This is a genomic window from Peptococcus simiae (assembly GCF_046097595.1).
GTDB classification, from domain to species: domain Bacteria; phylum Bacillota; class Peptococcia; order Peptococcales; family Peptococcaceae; genus Peptococcus; species Peptococcus simiae.
Genome location: NZ_JBJUVG010000001.1, coordinates 174,203 through 192,373 on the forward strand (window position 1 = coordinate 174,203; position 18,171 = coordinate 192,373).

The following is an 18,171-nucleotide window of genomic DNA, read 5'->3' on the forward strand; positions in this document are numbered from 1 at the left end:
TATATCGACTATAATTATATATAGGATAAAATAAACTAATACTCTAAGCTCATTGAGGTGAGACGAATGGCAGATCTGATGACAGCACTGGTTTATGGTGAGGAATGCGATAAAGCATTGGAGGATTTATTGCATTACCTGCGGACCACCCTCCAAGGGGGCTACCTGGATATTTTTGCCCACCGCTTTCAGAAAAGGTCTATCTTTGCCGGCGAACTCAGTGGGTTTGGCCCTCTGCATGACCAGGCCTGTCAAGCGATGGACCAATTAATCCAAGCGCTCAAAAATGCCCAGGACTTTACCCCGCTCTTTGCAAACACCGCCTTTTGCATCCAGTCCCTAGAAATTATGGCAAACCGCTTGGCCCGTCTTGACCCACGTAAAGATATGACCGGTGACATCACCCGGGTGGAAAACATCCAGAACAACCTTAAGTCCTATTTGCGGATTATCGAAGACCGGTACAACAGTCGGTCCCAAGCGGTGAAAGAGGGCTAGTTAGCCCTTTTCCATCGGCTAGAATAATTGACAAGACGGGCATAAGGCTATAGAATGAAACTAATCATTATTGTAAAAATTTGAATCTCTTTTAGGAGGCACATGCATGGCAAAAGAAAAATTTGAACGTACAAAACCGCACGTTAACATTGGTACCATCGGTCACGTTGACCATGGTAAAACCACCACCACTGCAGCCATCACCGCAGTCCTGGCTCAAGAAGGTAAAGCCAAAGCCAACAAATTCGACGAAATCGACAAAGCCCCGGAAGAACGTGAACGTGGTATTACCATCAACACCTCCCACGTAGAATACGAAACCGACGCTCGTCACTACGCCCACGTTGACTGCCCGGGCCACGCCGACTATGTTAAAAACATGATCACCGGCGCAGCCCAAATGGACGGCGCCATCCTGGTTGTATCCGCAGCCGACGGCCCCATGCCGCAGACCCGTGAACACATCCTCCTGGCCCGCCAGGTAGGCGTTCCCTACATCGTCGTATTCATGAACAAATGCGACCTCGTAGACGACGAAGAACTGCTCGAACTCGTCGAAATGGAAATCCGCGAACTCTTAAGCGAATACGACTTCCCCGGCGACGACATCCCCGTCATTCGCGGCAGCGGCTACCAAGCCCTCCAAGACCCGAGCGGTCCCTGGGCAGAAAACATCAAAGAACTCATGCAAGCCGTAGACGACTACATCCCGACCCCGGAACGTGACAAAGACAAACCCTTCCTCATGCCCGTCGAAGACGTTTTCTCCATCACCGGTCGTGGTACCGTAGCCACCGGTCGTGTAGAACGTGGTGAACTGAAAATCGGCGACGAATTAGAAATCGTCGGTATCACCGAAGAAACCAAGAAAACCGTCTGCACCGGCGTAGAAATGTTCCGTAAACAACTCGACTACGCAGAAGCCGGCGACAACATCGGCGCCCTTCTCCGTGGTATCGACAAAGACCAAATCGAACGTGGGCAAGTATTAGCCAAACCCGGCACCATCACCCCCCACACCAAATTCGAATGTGAAGTCTACGTCCTGACCAAAGAAGAAGGCGGCCGTCATAAGCCCTTCTTCGACGGCTACCGTCCCCAATTCTACTTCCGCACCACCGACGTCACCGGCGTCATCGAACTGCCCGAAGGCACCGAAATGGTCATGCCCGGCGACAACGTCAAAATGGCAGTGGAACTCATCAGCCCCATCGCCATGGAAGAAGGCCTCCGTTTCGCTATCCGCGAAGGTGGCCACACCGTAGGCGCCGGCGTTGTATCTAAAATCGACAAGTAAGTTCAACCCAAGAGAGCAAGGCCCCTGGCCCTGCTCTCTTTTCTTATCAGCCGGTCGCCCTCCGGGGGGCCGGCCCTTCTTTTTGCCTAAAGAAGGCCGGCTTAATATACCATGCCGCCCCGGTGCCGCCTCTCCACCAACCGCCTACCTGCCGGCGCCCTCAGCAAGATAAAGGCCCTTAACATTAGCATATGCTAATGCATTTATAAAATTTATTTCTGATGGTTTGCAAAAAAAATGACATCCCTTAACCGCTCGAGTACACTTAAACCAGTATAGCGTTTAAATAAAAAAGGAGATGAACCCATGAAGAAATCCAGTCAATCCCATGACGCTTTTCTCAATTGCAAACTCAAGCCCAAAAAGGCTACAGAACGCGCTTGTGCTGCAGTCCTGGCCCTGGCCCTGGTTTGCTCCACCGTGCCCGCCCCGGTCTTTGCAGATCAAGTCCCTCCCTCGGTCGATAACCCGGCAGATCCCCAGCAAAAGCTGGCTGAGAAATACGCAGCTATTGAGCTGAATACAAAAGTCGCTGTTAAAAATGCGGAACATATTGCTCGATATGAAATCCAGGGTCAATACGATATTCAGAAAAAGATTCAAGCAGCCCTCAATGCACAACTCAAGGATCAAGAAGGTTCTGATGTTGTCACTAGAGTCGTTTTAAATGGACAACACCAGCAATTTGAGCTTACTTTTAAGGATTCTAGCACGATAAAAATTGATCTTGCTAAATTGGTAACTTCTGATCCTGAAATGCCCATCATTAACTTTATCGGTAATGTTGTTGGCGGATACATTATCCCTAAAGGCGAAGCTTTAACGGTTGTCCCTGAAGAAAAACAAAAACAAGATTGGGTTTACACTATCTTCCGTGGTGATAAAAACATCGGTTTATCTGCTAATGTTGAAAAATCAGAAGTGCGTTTTTCACCAAAACAATCTGCGTTCACAGGTGAGGAAGATAAGATTGTTAGGATGGAAAGTTTCACCTTAACTGAAGATGATGACCAGGGGAATCCGTACTTATACGTAACCGGCTTGCCTGATCAATTAAAGCCTAATGCAGCAGGAATTGTAGAAGATCAGGGCTCCGGAAACTATAAATTAAAAATTTTAGGGCGCGAAAGCAATAATAAAAGCACAAGTAACCCTACAAGATGTGTCTATAAATTTACAGCTAACTTCCCGGAACAAGGTCCTCATGGCTACTTTAAAATCCCCTTGGAAGTCAAAACCGCAGCAGGTGTGGATCAGAGACACCAAAATGTAAAAGGGCAATTCTGGCTTCACGTTGTGCCTCAAAAAGAAAAATATTCGGTTGTTGATAATCAGATCATTGAAGTGGATAGCTTTGAAGACGTGAATGAAGAAGTTATTAAAAAGCTTCTTAAATTCAATGCCGCCAAATCTGATAAATGGAAACTGTCAGACAGAAAAGCCCCTGACCGTTTGGATAAAGGCAAGACCATTGCCGGCACAAAAGGTAATGAAAGGTGGGGTACTTTAAAGGATGCTCAACTGAAACTGGATACGAAGAACCTAACTGGTGTACCTGAATCAGGTAAAGAATATAAAGTCCCGGTGACCGTTATTTACTCTGATGACCAGTATGGTGCCAATGGTGAAAATGTTACAGGTGGCGAGCAATCCAGAGCAGTTGCAATTATTAAGGTAAAAGTTAAAGTACAATCCGAAAATAACGAACCCGAGTATGCAGAAGCAGCAGTAACATACGACAAAGATACGGTGAGTACGCCACAGAATTACCGTAAAAATAAAGAAAATAAGTATCTTAAAGCAGACGGCAAGGAAACTAATAATAAAGAAGAAGCCAAGGCAAATTTACCGCAATCCAAAGATGGTCAAAAGAAAACCAAATTTACTTTTGGTAAAGGTCAGCCCACGGCTTCTTATGGAACAGCCATTAAAGCAGATCAGATTACCGTGGATTCTGACACCGGTGCAGTGACCCTACCGCAAGCTATTGCAAAAACTCTCCAACCCGGTGAAGTCGTCACTATTCCGGTTGAAGTTACTTATCCGGATGGAAGTAGTGAGACGGTTAAGGCAACCTTTAAGGCACCGGACCTGCAAAAACCTGAAAAGACGGCAGTATCTGATAAAACAGCCCTAACTGGAGATGAACAAAAGCAAGTTAAAAAAGCGGTTAAAAAAGTTAATCCGGGCTTGAAGGATGATCAAATTACCGTGGATGAGACCGGTAAAGTCACTGTCATCATTGGCAACGAATCCAAAGAAATTCCGGCATCAGAAACCGTTGAACAAATAGATCATCTTACAGTTCCGGAAAAAACCCTCGTTCAGAATAAGGACAAATTAACTCCGGAGGAAATAAAAAAAGTTGAAGCAGCAGTGAGGAAGGCTAATAAGAAATTAACCGATCAAGATAAAATCGCTGTAGATGAAAAAGGTAATGTTACCATCAACATAGGCGGTAAAGAAGAAAAGCTAACACCGGATCAAACTATTCAAGAAGATCCTGTGCTAAAGCTTAACGCACCGAAGAAGACGCCGGTCAAAGATTTGACGAACTTAGACGAAAAAGAAAAAGAAGCCGTCGAGAAAGCAGTCAAAGAAGCTAACCCGAACCTGGGGGACAAGATCACTATTGATGTTGACAAGACTGGTAAAGTTACCGTCAAAAGAGGTAATCAAAAGGGTGAACTAGAACCGAATCAAACCGTTGAAAAAGTCGCCCTTGCTAATGTAAAGTATGTTGACAAAATATCTTACAGTACCAATAAACCAGTAGCCATCCCCGAAAAATTCCGGGCCGATGCGGATGCCAACAAATATCCTGTAATCATTACCGGTAAAAATGGCGAAACAATTAACTTAGACGCACTGGCTTACGGCAATAATGGCGAAAAAGCCCCCAAATTCATCGGCTACAAGTACTCAAACCCCGGCATGATTGGGCAACCCGGTAAATACGGCTATGATGCAAGTAAAGCCGGTACCATTTATGCCGTCTACGACAAACAAGACGAAATCTACACCGGCGACGAAAAGAACGCCCCTGAAGGCTATGTCAAATTAACCTTTAAAGACGCTGTGGGTGCCAAACTGGATAATACAGATGAAAATAAAGTCATCTACGTCAACCCCAAAGCCGGCGTTAAATTTAGCGATGACGGCAGTAAGCTTATCGGCAAAAATGCCGCTGGTGAAAAACAAGAAGTAGCCGTACCTGCTGTTGTAGCGGACACAGGTTACACCGTTAAATACGCTAAACCCAGTGACAATCAAACGACAACCTGGCCCTATGACAACTACGACAAGACGAGCAGTGAAATTACAGGAGCTGTAGACTTTACTGCTCAAGTAGAAGTTCAAAAAGAAAAACTACCTGCCCCGACCGTCACCCCGGATGATAAAGGTGCCGTCACCGTCACTCCGCCGGCCAAAGCTGACAAAGCAACCACGATTGAAATCACCTACACACCTGAAGGCGACAACGCTCAACCGAAGACCGTCACCGTAACCAAGGACGATCAAGGAAAATGGAAACTGCCTGAAAACGAAACCGATTTAACCATCGATCCGGAAACAGGCGTTGTCACCATTCCGGCAGACAAAGTCAAAGACAAGAGCGACGTCAAAGCCCAAACCAAAGGCGACGAAGCAACCACCGAACCGTCTGACGAAGCCACCGGCAAAGCTGGCGACAACCCGATTGTCAAAGAAAAACTAGATGCCCCGATCGTCACCCCGGATGATAAAGGTGCCGTCACCGTCACTCCGCCGGCCAAAGCCGACAAAGCGAAGACAATCGACATCACCTACACGCCTGAAGGTGAAAATGCCCAACCGAAGACCGTCACCGTAACCAAGGACGATCAAGGAAAATGGAAACTGCCTGAAAACGAAACCGATTTAACCATCGATCCGGAAACAGGCGTTGTCACCATTCCGGCAGACAAAGTCAAAGACAAGAGCGACGTCAAAGCCCAAACTAAAGGCGACGAAGCAACCACCGAACCGTCTGACGAAGCCACCGGCAAAGCTGGCGACAACCCGATTGTCAAAGAAAAACTAGATGCCCCGATCGTCACCCCGGATGATAAAGGTGCCGTCACCGTCACTCCGCCGGCCAAAGCCGACAAAGCGAAGACAATCGACATCACCTACACGCCTGAAGGTGAAAATGCCCAACCGAAGACCGTCACCCTGACCAAGGACGATCAAGGAAAATGGAAACTGCCTGAAAACGAAACCGATTTAACCATCGATCCGGAAACAGGCGTTGTCACCATTCCGGCCGACAAAGTTAAAGACAAGAGTGACGTCAAAGCCCAAACCAAAGGCGACGAAGCAACCACCGAACCGTCTGACGAATCCACCGGCAAAGCTGGCGACAACCCGGTCGTTGCAAAACCCGCAGCTCCTACCATCGACCCCATCAAAGCAGGCGATAAGGTTATTAAGGTGAAAACGCCGACCGATGGCGACACCGTGATTATCCTGATCCCGAATCCGCAAGATGCAGACCATCCGACTCAAATCGTTGCTAAGAAGGGCGACGATGGCGTCTGGAAAGTTGGCGACAGCCCGGTTGAAAAAGCCGGTGTCCTGGAACTTCCGCTTCCGGAAACCGTTGACCTGCAAAAAGACATGCAGATCAATGGCCAAGTCCAGGATTCCGCTAAGGGACCCAAGGCTGTTTCTGATACGATTGTCGTGACGGTTCAAGAGAAGGACCAAGAACCTGAACAAAATATTAATGTTCCGGACAAAACCATTGTTGCTGATCCTTCTCACTTAACCGATAAAGAAAAAGAAGAGATTGCCAATAAGGTTAAAGAAAAGAACCCCAACCTGCCTGCAGATAGCAAGATTATCGTAGGCGATGACGGTACAGTTACTATCAAAGACAAAGATGACCAGGTTATCGGCACCATCCCCGGGGATAAAGTCGTTGGCAAGAAGTCTTCCACGTCTAGCGGTGGCGGTGGCGGAGTTGTCATCACGCCGTCTAAGCCGGATGTGAAACCGGACGTTAAGCCGAACGATAAACCCGGGGTGAAGCCCGGTGAAGGTGACCTGAACAATACGGACCACTACCAATACCTGATTGGTTACCCGGATGGGACCTTCGGCCCCAACCGCGGCATGACCCGGGCAGAAGTGGCGACCATGTTCACCCGTCTCTTAAAAGACCGTCCCGTTAAGGGCCAAAGCTATGCCAGCAACTTTAGCGATGTCCATGCCGGTGACTGGTATGCCAATACCGTTGGCTATGCCGTCCAAAAGGGCATTGTATCCGGTTATCCGGATGGGACCTTCCAACCGAATAAACCCATCACCCGGGCAGAGTTTGCCGCTATTGCCGCCCGCTTTGCCCAACTGACCGCTGAAGACGAAGTTGACTTTACAGACCTTTCCCAAGGCCACTGGGCCTATAAGGCCATCCGTCTGGCAGCAAGTAAGGGTTGGGTATCCGGTTACCCGAACAATACCTTTGCCCCGGAAAAAGCCATCAGCCGGGCCGAAGTAACCTCCATCACCAACCGGATGCTGAACCGGTATGCAGACCTCTACTGGATTGATGCCCATATGAATAAGGTCATCCACTTCAGTGATGTGGCCCGCCAGGATTGGTTCTTCGAGCCGGTCATGGAAGCCACCATGGGTCATGACTTTACCCGTGATGCAGATGGTAAAACCGAACACTGGACCGACTTAAACGATAAAACCTTTATCTAAGCCTGTTCCGGCCTAATCAAGCCACACATGGAAAGAACCGCTCCTTTTTAGGGGCGGTTCTTTTTGTGTGGGCCGGAAGCAGATGATAGCCATTCATTTTGAGTCATTCTTCTTTCAAAAGGAGGTCTATAATAAAAAGGCATCTACCGGGTTGGTAGATGCCTTTTACTCCGAACTAGTGATGTTTAATCGTATAATACTGCTTGGGATCTCGCCCTGAGTTTCCATGCCAGCTTAACACCTGTTTATCTACCAGCCTTCTTAACAATTTACGAGCAGTGGCGTCACTCATATCAATGGTTTCTGCAGCTATTTTCACTGTAATGCGTCCATGACCATATAAATAAGCTAGAATTTTTCGCTCGTCGGGCTGCGGCTATTCTCTTGGCTGCCGCCGGGCTTGGGGTTACCGGCTTTCGCCGCGGACTTCTTTAATATAGTTGTAGATGCTGTAGCGGGAGACGCCGAGGGCCTCTGCGATGAGCCGGACGCTGTTTTGGATCTTTAGGATGCCTCGCTGGTCCAGGTTGCGGACGACATTCAGCCGGTCGACCTTTTTAAAGTCCTGGACGGGCTTATTGATGGCCTGGATACTGGCCTGGATAATCGGCACCAGGGCAGAGGGGGTGTTGATCCCCAGGATATCCATGTCTTCCTGGTCTGAAGAGGTTTGCAAAAAATTCATCAGGGTGTACTGGATGGATTCAATATGGCTGCAATCGTAATTAATACAGAAGGCGATGTTCCGGTCGCCTATTTTTTTTACGATTGTTGATGATTTCAGGGAGGGGCCATTTTTCTTGATTTGTTTTTTATAATTTAAATAGACATTTTCATCGGTGTTTTTCACCCGGGCTTCGGCCTCTTCAATCAGCGGAGACCCCACCTTTCGTCCGGTGACATGGCCGTTATATATGTATAGTACGGCCTTTTCCGGTGTATCCAAGTCTGATACACAGACTTCGCAGTCATTGTCGAAAGTTAGAGCAATCGCTTCGGCTATTTGGTTAATTAAGGCGAAGACGTCTTTTTCCGGCACAGTAGTCATCTTTCATCCTCCAATCCGCTTTCTTAATTCAACAATAGTTAAAATTATTATAGCATGTCGTTGAAATTTAGACAAGGGAGGGAGACGGAATAGTGCAATATTTCCGACAAAGGTATTTGGCTTGGGCAGCGGCCAGGCGCCTGGCTGGGGGACTTTTCCTTCAACAACCTATAATTCTGTTGAAAAATAAAAATAAAATAAAAAAGTGTTGAAAAAAAGTTAAAGTGTGGTAGTATAGAAGTAAGCAATGTGCCACTGTTATGGAAAAGTGATAGGAGAGGATGACATCCATTATGAAAGAATTGCTGACCGGTAACGAAGCATTGGCGCGTGGTGTTATAGATGCCGGCGTTCACTTTGCTTCCGCCTATCCGGGGACGCCATCTAGTGAGATCTTAAAGAACATCGCCTTAGATGACCGTCTTGTCGCCGAATGGGCGCCAAATGAAAAAGTAGCTATGGAAAGTGCCATTGGGGCTTCTATTGCCGGTGGCCGGGCTTTTGCCAGCATGAAACACGTTGGCTTAAACGTCGCTGCAGACCCCTTTATGACCTATGCTTACATGGGGGTTCATGGCGGTTTTGTCTTTGTATCAGCTGATGACCCGGGCCAACACTCATCCCAGAATGAGCAGGATAACCGGAACTTTGCCAAATTTGGTAAAGTGGCCATGCTGGAACCGTCTGACAGCCAAGAATGTTATGACATGATCCGTGAAGCCTATGAGCTTTCCGAAGAATTGAATACCATCGTCATGGTCCGGTCCACGACCCGGATTTCTCACGCCAAGAGCCTCGTCGAAACCCGCGACCGGAAGGAAGTCGAAATTAAGCCCATGTGGGACCGGGCAACCAATATGAAACACTTCGGCTCTGCGCCCTCATCTTCCAAGCCCAACCGTCGGCTTTTAGATGCCCGCCAGGGCGAGATGCTCGCTGCTGCCGAAAAATCCCCCTTCAACTTTGTTGAAGATCATGGGTCTGACATTGGGATTGTCACCAGTGGGGCCGCCTACAATTATGTAAAAGAAGTCTTTGGCGACAAGGCCAATATCTTAAAATTAGGCTTCACCTGCCCCCTGCCCATTGAAAAAATCCGCGAATTTGCCGGGACTGTTAAAAAACTCTATGTGGTGGAAGAACTGGACCCCTACATGGAAGAACAAATCAAGGCAGCCGGCATTGAATGCATCGGTAAGGAAGTCATTCCGGCCGTTGACGAATTAAACCCCGGGATCATCGCTAAAGCCCTCCTGGGCCAAGAGCATAAAGGGGTCCAAATTGACCCGAAAGACCTCATTCCCCGCCCACCGACCATGTGTGCCGGTTGTCCCCACCGGTCCTTCTTCTATGCCCTGGGCAAGCGGAAAGACTGCTATATTTCCAATGACATCGGCTGTTACACCCTCGGTGGTTACGAGCCCCTCTTCTGTTTAGATAGTGGAATCTGCATGGGGAGCGCTACCGCTGTCGGCCACGGGGTTGCCAAAGTCCTGGCCCAATCCGGCGAAAAGAAACGGGTTGTCGCCGTTATGGGCGATAGCACCTTCTTCGCCACCGGGATGAATGGGCTGGAAAACTCCCTCTATAACGGGTCCAACCTCATTACCGTCGTCCTGGATAACCGGATTACGGCCATGACCGGCCACCAGGAAAACCCCGGGTCCGGTTTCACCGCCCAGGGTGAAGTGAGCCACATGGTCAGCGTGGAAGACGTGGCCCGGGCCTTTGGTTGCGAACAAATCCGCACTATTAACCCCCATGACCAGGAAGCCACCAATGCGGCCTTAGACTGGGCCTTTGACCTGAATGAGCCCTGCGTCATCATCAGCCGCTATCCCTGCGCCCTGAAGAAGTACACTGAAGCAGACCTGGAAGAATTCGGGCCCTTAGACCGTCGCTTCACCGTCAACCAAGACGTTTGCATCGGTTGTAAGAAGTGCACCCGGACCGGCTGCCCGGCCATTATCTTCCAGACAGATATTAAGAAGAGCTCCATTGACCAAAATCAATGCCTCGGTTGCAGTTTGTGCTCGCAAGTATGCCCGGTTAAGGCCATCCACGCCGTTGGTGAACCTTGCCTCGGAAAGGAGACGCAGAAAAAATGAGTGTGACATCCGTTCTGTTGGTCGGTATCGGCGGTCAGGGGACAGTCTTTCTGTCCAACATTCTGGTCAAAGGCCTCGTGAATGCCGGCTATGATGTAAAAATGAGTGAAATCCATGGTATGGCCCAGCGGGGTGGGACTGTATCCACCCAGGTCCGGTACGGGGATAAGGTTTACTCCCCCATCATCGGCGAAGGGGAAGCTGATATCATGGTTGCCTTTGAAAAGCAGGAAGCCCTGCGTTACATGAGCCTCCTCAAGGAAGGCGGCGAACTCATCGTTAACGATGAAGGCCTGCCCTCCGCCCCGGTCCAATCCGGTAAAATCACTTATCCGGAAGACACCATTGAAGTCCTCCAGGGGCTGGTGAAGGATACCGTTGTCATTAAGGCGACAGATATTGCAGAAGAGCTGGGTAATCCTAAGGTGGCCAACGTGGTCCTCTTTGGCGCCCTGGCCAAGCTGATTAACCTGCCGGACATTGACTGGAAGAAAATTATTGCCGAAACCGTCAAGGAAAAATTCGTTGACGTGAATATGGAAGCCTATGACCGGGGGCAGGCCCTGATTCAATAGCCTGTTGCCCGGCCCGAGCCCCGGACCGTACCTGGTCCGGCAAAAAGCCCGCCTCTTTAGGGAGGCGGGCTTTTTAGTTTCTGTGGGCAGGTCTGGCCCATCGGGAAGGCATGGGCGTAAAAAAGCCGTCCTGGCGAGTGCCAGGACGGCTTTGCTTATCTGTGCATGTCCCGGTAACAACCGATGACCTTGCCAATCACCATGGGGTTTTCAGCATAAATCGGTTCCATGGTCTGGTTTTCCGGCTGGAGCCGGACCCGGTTCTTTTCCCGGTAGAAGGTCTTACAGGTGGCTTCGTCGCCGATGAGGGCAACGATGATATCGCCATTTTGGGCGGTGGGCTGGGGGGCCACAATAATATAGTCCCCGTCCATGATTCCCACCTCAATCATCGACTCCCCATGAATACGCAACATAAAGGCCCCTTCGTCCCGGACAAAGCGCATGGGCATGGAGATCCGGTCTTCCAGGTTTTCGTCAGCGAAGATGGGGGCGCCGGCAGCGACGGTCCCGTAGACCGGCAGGCCCACCATTTCTTCAAAGACCTCATTGTTGTCACTGGTATAGGGCTGGTAGTCGCTTTCATCGGTATTTTTTAGGATCATAATGGCCCGGGGCTTGGTTGGGTCCCGGTGGATATAGCCCTTCTTTTCCAACTGGTTCAAGTGGTTGTGGACCGTTGACGAACTCTTAAGCTCAACAGCCTCGCCTATTTCCCGTACCGAGGGCGGGTACCCCTTTTCTTCCACTTCAGCAATAATAAAATCTAAAATGCGCACCTGCCGGGCGCTTAAAGCCGTTTTCACCTGCATACGAGGCTCCTTTCCTACGGGGGAGACATCGATCATCTAATTGTCAACAGTATACTAGAAAAAAACGTAAAAATCAAACGTTCATTCGCCGAATAACCGTTCTGAACTCCTTGCGGCCAAGACGGTCGCCCCTGAGGGATGGAAGAGGAGGAGGGGACGGGCTTATGTACAGGCCCTGTCATCTTATGGTAAAGTAAGGGTAAATAATCTCCATCAAGACCCTCAGGCCAGCGGTCCTGACGGCAAAGGAAGGTCCTATGAAAACATCCACCGGCCCGATTGTTCTGGCCATGCTCAGCTTAAACAGCCTCTTATACCTGTCCAGCCTATCCACCACCGGCCCGGCGGCCCTGTCTCCGGGCCTTATTTTGGCCTGCATTGTCCTCACGACCCTGGGCGATAGCTGCCTTTTTGTCCTCTGGTGGGGCCGGGCCTACCACTTGGGCCTGGCCTTGGTCCTGGGTTTCTTAAAAATCGGCCTGGGGATTTACTACCGGGAATTTGGCCACTTTAATTTTACCGACCGCCTGGGCCTGGCCCGGGAACTGACCGGGGTTTGGCCGGTTATCCGAAAGGACTTCGGCCCGGTGCCCATCCTGATGGCCCTCATCACCCTCCTGCTGGCTTTCTATATCCTCCGGGCCCCGGCCCGGGAACCGACCGGCCCTCTTAGCCAGCGGCGGCGCCTGGCCCTAGCCCTCCTGCTGGGGGTTATCCTCCTGCCGGCCATCGGGCAGACCGGGATTTTCGGCCATGAGCTATACTCCACCCTGGTCCTGTCGCCCATCAATGCCCAGCTGGAAGGCCGCCGTCTCAAGCAAGACCCCAGCTACCAAACCATTGCCGATGACCTCAAGAACCGGCCCATCCAGGCCAATGCCTTTACCGGATTGGCCCGGGGGAAGAACGTCATCTTCATCCAGTGCGAATCTCTCCAGAATACCTTTCTGAACCGGACCTATAACGGCCAGGCCATCACCCCCTTCCTAAATAACCTGGCCCGGGCCCCGGGGAGTATCTACTTTACCGATTATTTTGAGCTTCTCGGCGGGGGCAATACCTCTGATGCAGAGTTCGTGTCCATGTCCGGTCTGTACCCCAGCTTGCAGGGCCAGGCCTACACCAGCTACAAAGGCCAGTCCTATGCCCTGCCGGCCATGGCCGAAGCCCAGGGGTATGACCGCCTGGCCATGCATGGCAATACAGGGACCTACTATAACCGGGAGGCCATCTACCCCGCCTTTCATTTCAACCACATCTTCCTCGGTGAAGACTATAGCCAGGATGAAACCATCAATATGGGCCTATCGGACGGGTCCTTCTTTGACCAGTCCGCTGACCGGCTCCTGGCCCAGCGGCAGACGGACCGCCCCTTTTTTGCCCTCCTGGTGACCCTGTCGACCCATGCCCCCTATGACCTGCCGGCCAAGTACCTGACCATCCCCAAGGAAGCAGACGATCCGACAGACTTCGTCTACCGCTACGCCAATTGCGCCAGGTACACCGACAATGCCCTCCGGGCCTTCTTTGCCCAGCTGGAAGAAGCGGGGCTCCTGGAGGATACCCTCATCGCCGTCTACGGCGACCACCATGCCATGACCCTGACCAACCCGTCCCAAATGGCCTCTATGACCAGGTGGCTGGGCTGGACCCCGGACTATGACACCATGATGAACATCCCCCTAATCCTCAAGGTGCCCGGTCTGGAAGAAAATATCATCCGGGATAATACCGGGTCGCAAGTGGACCTCTACCCGACCGTCTTAAACCTCCTCGGCTGGGACCGCCAGCAGGTCCCGACCTTCGGCATAGACCTCCTGGGCCCGCCGGAAGAAGTGGACCGAAACGTCGTCTTTCCCCAGACCTATCTGGTCAAAGGGTCCTTTATCACCAAGGACCGGCTTTTCAAGTACTCCCGGGATGGGCTCTTTAAAAATTCTCAACTGATCAACCGCAAGACCCGGCAGCAAGTCCCCACCAAGGCCGCCCGCCTCCTGTCCAACCGGGCAGCCATCACCCTGGATTATGCCGACAGCCTCATGGAAGAAGACCGGCTGGAAGACCTCCTGACCGCCCCACCGCCTGCAGCCGGCTAGCCCCTGTCCTGCTTGACAAACAGGGGCAGGACGTATATACTTATAAAATTGATGACTGGTCGTGACATGGTCACGGCCTTCTTTATGACTAAAACTGTTTGGCAGGAGGCATCGACACAGATGGCAGATAAGACCTTACTCACCCAAGAAGGATTAGATGAATTAAAGGCCGAGCTGGAACACTTGAAGACGGTTCGCCGGAAAGAAGTATCCGATCGTTTAAAGGTAGCAATCGATTTCGGAGACCTCAGCGAAAACTCCGAATATGACGATGCAAAAAATGAGCAAGCCTTTATTGAAGGTCGGATCAAAAAAGTAGAAAGCCTACTCCGCAATTACGAACTCATCAGTAAGAGCGAAGACGATAAAGATAAAATCAACGTCGGTTCTAAGGTCCGGGTAGAGGACGTAGAACTGGAAGAAGAGGAAGAGTACCGGATCGTAGGGACCATTGAAGCAGACCCCATGCAAAACCGGATCTCCAATGAATCCCCCCTGGGCCAGGCCCTCTTAGGCCATGTGGTCGGTGATGAGATCACCGTTGCTGCCCCGGTGGGCGATATCATCTATCGGGTTATTTCTATACAAAACGAATAGGAGGAGCCATGGCTACAGAAAATCTCGGCGGACTCAAACAAATCATGAACGTCCGGTTGGAAAAAATGGCCGCCTTACGCGACCGCGGCATTGATCCCTTCGGCCACCGCTTTGACGTCACCCACCATGTGAAGGATATCTTAGCAGCCCAGGAAAGCCTTTTAGCAAGCGAAGAACCGGTAAAAATCGCCGGCCGGATCATGGCCAAACGGGGCCAGGGCAAGGCCGGTTTCGCTAATGTGGCCGACCTGTCCGGCAATATCCAAATCTACTGCCGGCAGGACGTCCTCGGTGAAGACAACCACTGGATCTTCAAAAAGGCCGACGTCGGCGATATCATTGGCGTCGAAGGCCCCCTCTTTATTACCGACCGGGGAGAACTCTCCATCCGGGTTACCAAGCTGACCCACCTGTCCAAGGCCATGCGGCCCCTGCCGGAAAAATTCCACGGTCTGACCGATGTCGAATTACGCTACCGCCAGCGCTATGTCGACCTCATCATGAATCCGGACGTCCGGGATACCTTTGTCAAGCGGACCAAGATCATCCAATCCGTCCGGCATTACCTGGATAAATTGGGCTTTTTGGAAGTAGAGACCCCCATCCTCCACCAAATTGCCGGCGGCGCCAATGCCCGCCCCTTCATCACCCACCACAATGCCCTGGATATCGACCTCTACCTCCGGATCGCCCTGGAGCTACACCTGAAACGGCTCATTGTCGGCGGCCTGGAACGGGTCTACGAAATTGGCCGAGTCTTCCGGAACGAAGGCATCGATACCAGCCATAACCCGGAATTTACCCTGATGGAACTCTACCAGGCCTATGGCGACGTCAACACCATGATGGATATCACCGAAGGCCTCTTCATCCATGTCGCGGAAGAGGTCCTCGGCACCACAGACATTACCTGTGACGGCCATGAGGTCCACCTGGCCGGCCCCTGGCCCCGTCTGCCCATGGCTCAAGCCGTCAAAGACGCCTGCGGCCTGGACTACCATGCCGACATGGACGATGCCGCCTTCATTGCCGCCGCCATTGAAAAAGGCGCCGAAGCCGACAAGTGCACCGACCGGGGCCATGCCCTGGAAGAACTCTTTGACCTCTTCGTCGAAAAGACCCTGATCCAACCGACCTTCATCACCGAATACCCGGTTGAAATCAGCCCCCTGGCCCGGCGCAACCCGGACAACCCCCGGATGACCGACCGTTTTGAACTCTTCATTGTCGGCCGGGAACACGCCAACGCCTTCTCTGAAACCAACGACCCTGTTGACCAGCGGCACCGGTTTGAAGAGCAGGTCAAGGCCAAGTCCGCCGGCGATGACGAAGCCCACCCCATGGACGAAGACTTCATCAATGCCCTGGAATACGGCCTGCCCCCGACCGGCGGCCTGGGCGTCGGCATTGACCGGATGGTCATGCTCCTCACCGATAGCGACTCCATCCGGGACGTCCTCCTCTTCCCGACCATGAAGCCCCTGGACGGTGGCAAAAATAAAAACCACCAGGCTCCGGCCACCAAAGCCGAGGCTCCCATCGACTTCTCCAAGGTTGTCGTGGAACCCCTCTTTGAGGACATGGTCGACTTTGACACCTTCTCCAAGTCCGACTTCCGGGCCGTCAAAGTCAAAGACTGCGTCGCCGTTCCCAAGTCTAAAAAACTCCTCCAGTTCACCCTGGATGATGGGTCCGGCACCGACCGCACCATCTTAAGCGGCATCCACCCCTACTATGAACCGGAAGACCTGGTTGGCAAGACCTGCATCGCCATTACCAACCTCCCGCCCCGGGCCATGATGGGCATCGACTCCTGCGGCATGCTCCTGTCCGCCATCCACACCGAAGAGGGCCAAGAAAAACTCCAGCTCCTCATGGTGGACCCCCACATCCCTGCAGGCGCCAAGCTTTATTAAAATAACCAACCGAGACCGGTCTCCCGGCCTCGGTTTTTTTATTTTCGAGCAAGGCCGCTTACAAAAGCAATCCTATTCATACGCCAAAATAAAAACAATGGCGAGATTAATCTCGCCATTGTTGATTTTTCATCGCCAAATATGTATATTCTTCTAATTTTTAGTATCATCTTCTAGTTCCAAGAATTTATCAAAATCACTTTTGTAGAGTCTATCTTGTATTATTCTATATTTTTCAAACTCACTCTCTGCGTGTTTTTTAGCAAGAGCTGCAGATACTTTTCCTGCATCGTTTAAGATTTCTTTATCCCATAATTGTAAAAATCCATTCAATCTTTTTTCCCAATCTGCCATTGTCATCGGGATATGTCTTTCTGCTTGTAGTTCTGCCATGTCCAAATATGATGAAACAATTCTTTGCATTTGATTTAATTCTTCTTCGTTTAGATAATTCTTTGCAACAACTACATCATATTTATGAATTTTTGAATCTGGAGAGCCTTCCCAAGTAGTAAGTCCCATATTTTTAGTCTTGTGATTGGCTTTATCTACAATTAATTCAGCTGCAGTTTTTCCATGAATGGCATAGTGCAATTTATTTTGAATAGCTGCAAAAAACCTTTTTGTTGCTTTTGCAGATGGATCATAGTCTAAAGATGTGGCATAAATATCTGTGATTTTTTGATAGAATCGTCTCTCAGATAATCTAATTTCACGAATTTTTACAAGTAATTTTTCGAAATAATCCTTGGTAAGTTTTGTGCCAGAATTTTTGAGTCTTTCATCATCCATTGCCCAACCTTTAATTGTAAAATCTTTTACAATTTGGTTTGCCCACTTTCTAAATTGGATGGCACGTTCGTTATTTACTTTAAAACCTACTGCAATAATTGCTTGTAGGTTATAGTGTTTTGTCTCCCTTGAAACATTTCTAGAACCTTCTTTTTGAACTATTAGGAAATTCCTAATAGTTGCTTCTTCTTGTAATTCACTATCGGCATAGATTTTTTTAAGATGTTCATTTATTGTGGCGACACTAACATCATAAAGAGCTGCCATCATCTTTTGAGTTAGCCAAATATTTTCATCTTCATATCTAATTTCGATAGCTTCTTGATCATCACCGTTAGCTGCAATAAAAGTCAAGTATTCAGCAGCAGATGATCTAATTTGAAGTTCTTTTTTATCATGATTTACGTCTTTATTTTTATCCATATCTTTACTCATAAGTCTCTCCATGTATGAATGTCATTCTACCTTTAAACACTGGAATACTAATCAAGAATACAATCACATCATGTATAAAGGCGTTTATTATTATATTTTGTGTTATTGGTAATTGATGATAAGTTTGACCCCTTATCTTAAAAGCGGTTAGGGTGCTTGTAATAAAATCAAGTGCCAACCATAAGGCAACTGATGGTTTTATTATATCAATTTATACTTAAAAAATCTTCTAATCATATTTCTTATTTTATCTTTTACCTGTTTATA

At 49.7% G+C, this 18,171-nt stretch carries 12 protein-coding genes; 8 read left to right on the plus strand and 4 right to left on the minus strand.

Annotation, left to right across the window (positions count from 1 at the left end):
• The first annotated feature begins 66 nt into the window (after positions 1-66).
• From ACKQTC_RS00540 to ACKQTC_RS00550, 3 genes are all read left to right on the plus strand, one after another.
• Complete coding sequence (locus ACKQTC_RS00540; protein WP_408976496.1) at positions 67-498, plus strand: hypothetical protein; 432 nt, start codon at positions 67-69, stop codon at positions 496-498.
• Positions 499-604: 106 nt separating this feature from the next.
• The gene (tuf, locus tag ACKQTC_RS00545) at positions 605-1,795 is read left to right on the plus strand and encodes an elongation factor Tu (protein WP_408976497.1); all 1,191 of its coding nucleotides are present in this window, start codon (positions 605-607) and stop codon (positions 1,793-1,795) included.
• Between the two features lie 306 nt (positions 1,796-2,101).
• On the plus strand, positions 2,102-7,525 hold the full coding sequence (locus ACKQTC_RS00550; protein WP_408976498.1) for an S-layer homology domain-containing protein: 5,424 nt from the start codon (positions 2,102-2,104) through the stop codon (positions 7,523-7,525).
• A gap of 175 nt (positions 7,526-7,700) precedes the next feature.
• Here ACKQTC_RS00550 and ACKQTC_RS00555 read toward each other — a convergent pair whose 3' ends face one another.
• Both ACKQTC_RS00555 and ACKQTC_RS00560 read right to left on the minus strand, forming a co-directional pair.
• Entirely contained in the window at positions 7,701-7,880 is a 180-nt protein-coding gene (locus ACKQTC_RS00555) for a DeoR family transcriptional regulator (RefSeq protein WP_408976648.1), read from the minus strand.
• Positions 7,881-7,931: 51 nt separating this feature from the next.
• Complete coding sequence (locus ACKQTC_RS00560) at positions 7,932-8,573, minus strand: helix-turn-helix transcriptional regulator (protein ID WP_408976499.1); 642 nt, start codon at positions 8,571-8,573, stop codon at positions 7,932-7,934.
• A 293-nt stretch (positions 8,574-8,866) separates the two neighbouring features.
• On the opposite strand from ACKQTC_RS00560, the gene iorA reads away from it, so the two are divergent.
• Both iorA and ACKQTC_RS00570 read left to right on the plus strand, forming a co-directional pair.
• A complete protein-coding gene (iorA, locus tag ACKQTC_RS00565) occupies positions 8,867-10,681 on the plus strand; it encodes an indolepyruvate ferredoxin oxidoreductase subunit alpha (RefSeq protein ID WP_408976500.1) in 1,815 nt (604 codons plus the stop codon).
• A complete protein-coding gene (locus ACKQTC_RS00570; RefSeq protein ID WP_408976501.1) occupies positions 10,678-11,256 on the plus strand; it encodes an indolepyruvate oxidoreductase subunit beta in 579 nt (192 codons plus the stop codon). Before iorA ends, ACKQTC_RS00570 begins: the two co-directional genes overlap by 4 nt.
• Before the next feature lie 155 nt (positions 11,257-11,411).
• Here ACKQTC_RS00570 and lexA read toward each other — a convergent pair whose 3' ends face one another.
• Positions 11,412-12,068, minus strand: a complete 657-nt coding sequence (gene lexA / locus ACKQTC_RS00575) for a transcriptional repressor LexA (protein ID WP_408976502.1) — start codon at positions 12,066-12,068, stop codon at positions 11,412-11,414.
• Between the two features lie 257 nt (positions 12,069-12,325).
• Here lexA and ACKQTC_RS00580 point away from each other — a divergent pair, with 257 nt between their 5' ends.
• From ACKQTC_RS00580 to lysS, 3 genes are all read left to right on the plus strand, one after another.
• Positions 12,326-14,164 carry an LTA synthase family protein gene (locus tag ACKQTC_RS00580; protein WP_408976503.1) on the plus strand — a complete coding sequence of 613 codons (1,839 nt, stop codon included), beginning with the start codon at positions 12,326-12,328 and terminating at the stop codon, positions 14,162-14,164.
• Positions 14,165-14,284: 120 nt separating this feature from the next.
• A complete protein-coding gene (gene greA, locus ACKQTC_RS00585; RefSeq protein ID WP_408976649.1) occupies positions 14,285-14,761 on the plus strand; it encodes a transcription elongation factor GreA in 477 nt (158 codons plus the stop codon).
• A gap of 8 nt (positions 14,762-14,769) precedes the next feature.
• Positions 14,770-16,677 (plus strand): lysine--tRNA ligase, encoded by a 1,908-nt coding sequence (lysS, locus tag ACKQTC_RS00590; protein ID WP_408976504.1) that lies wholly within the window; start codon positions 14,770-14,772, stop codon positions 16,675-16,677.
• 153 nt (positions 16,678-16,830) lie between these two features.
• On the opposite strand, the gene ACKQTC_RS00595 is transcribed toward lysS, so the two are convergent.
• A complete protein-coding gene (locus tag ACKQTC_RS00595) occupies positions 16,831-17,904 on the minus strand; it encodes a virulence RhuM family protein (protein ID WP_408976505.1) in 1,074 nt (357 codons plus the stop codon).
• Positions 17,905-18,171: the final 267 nt, after the last annotated feature.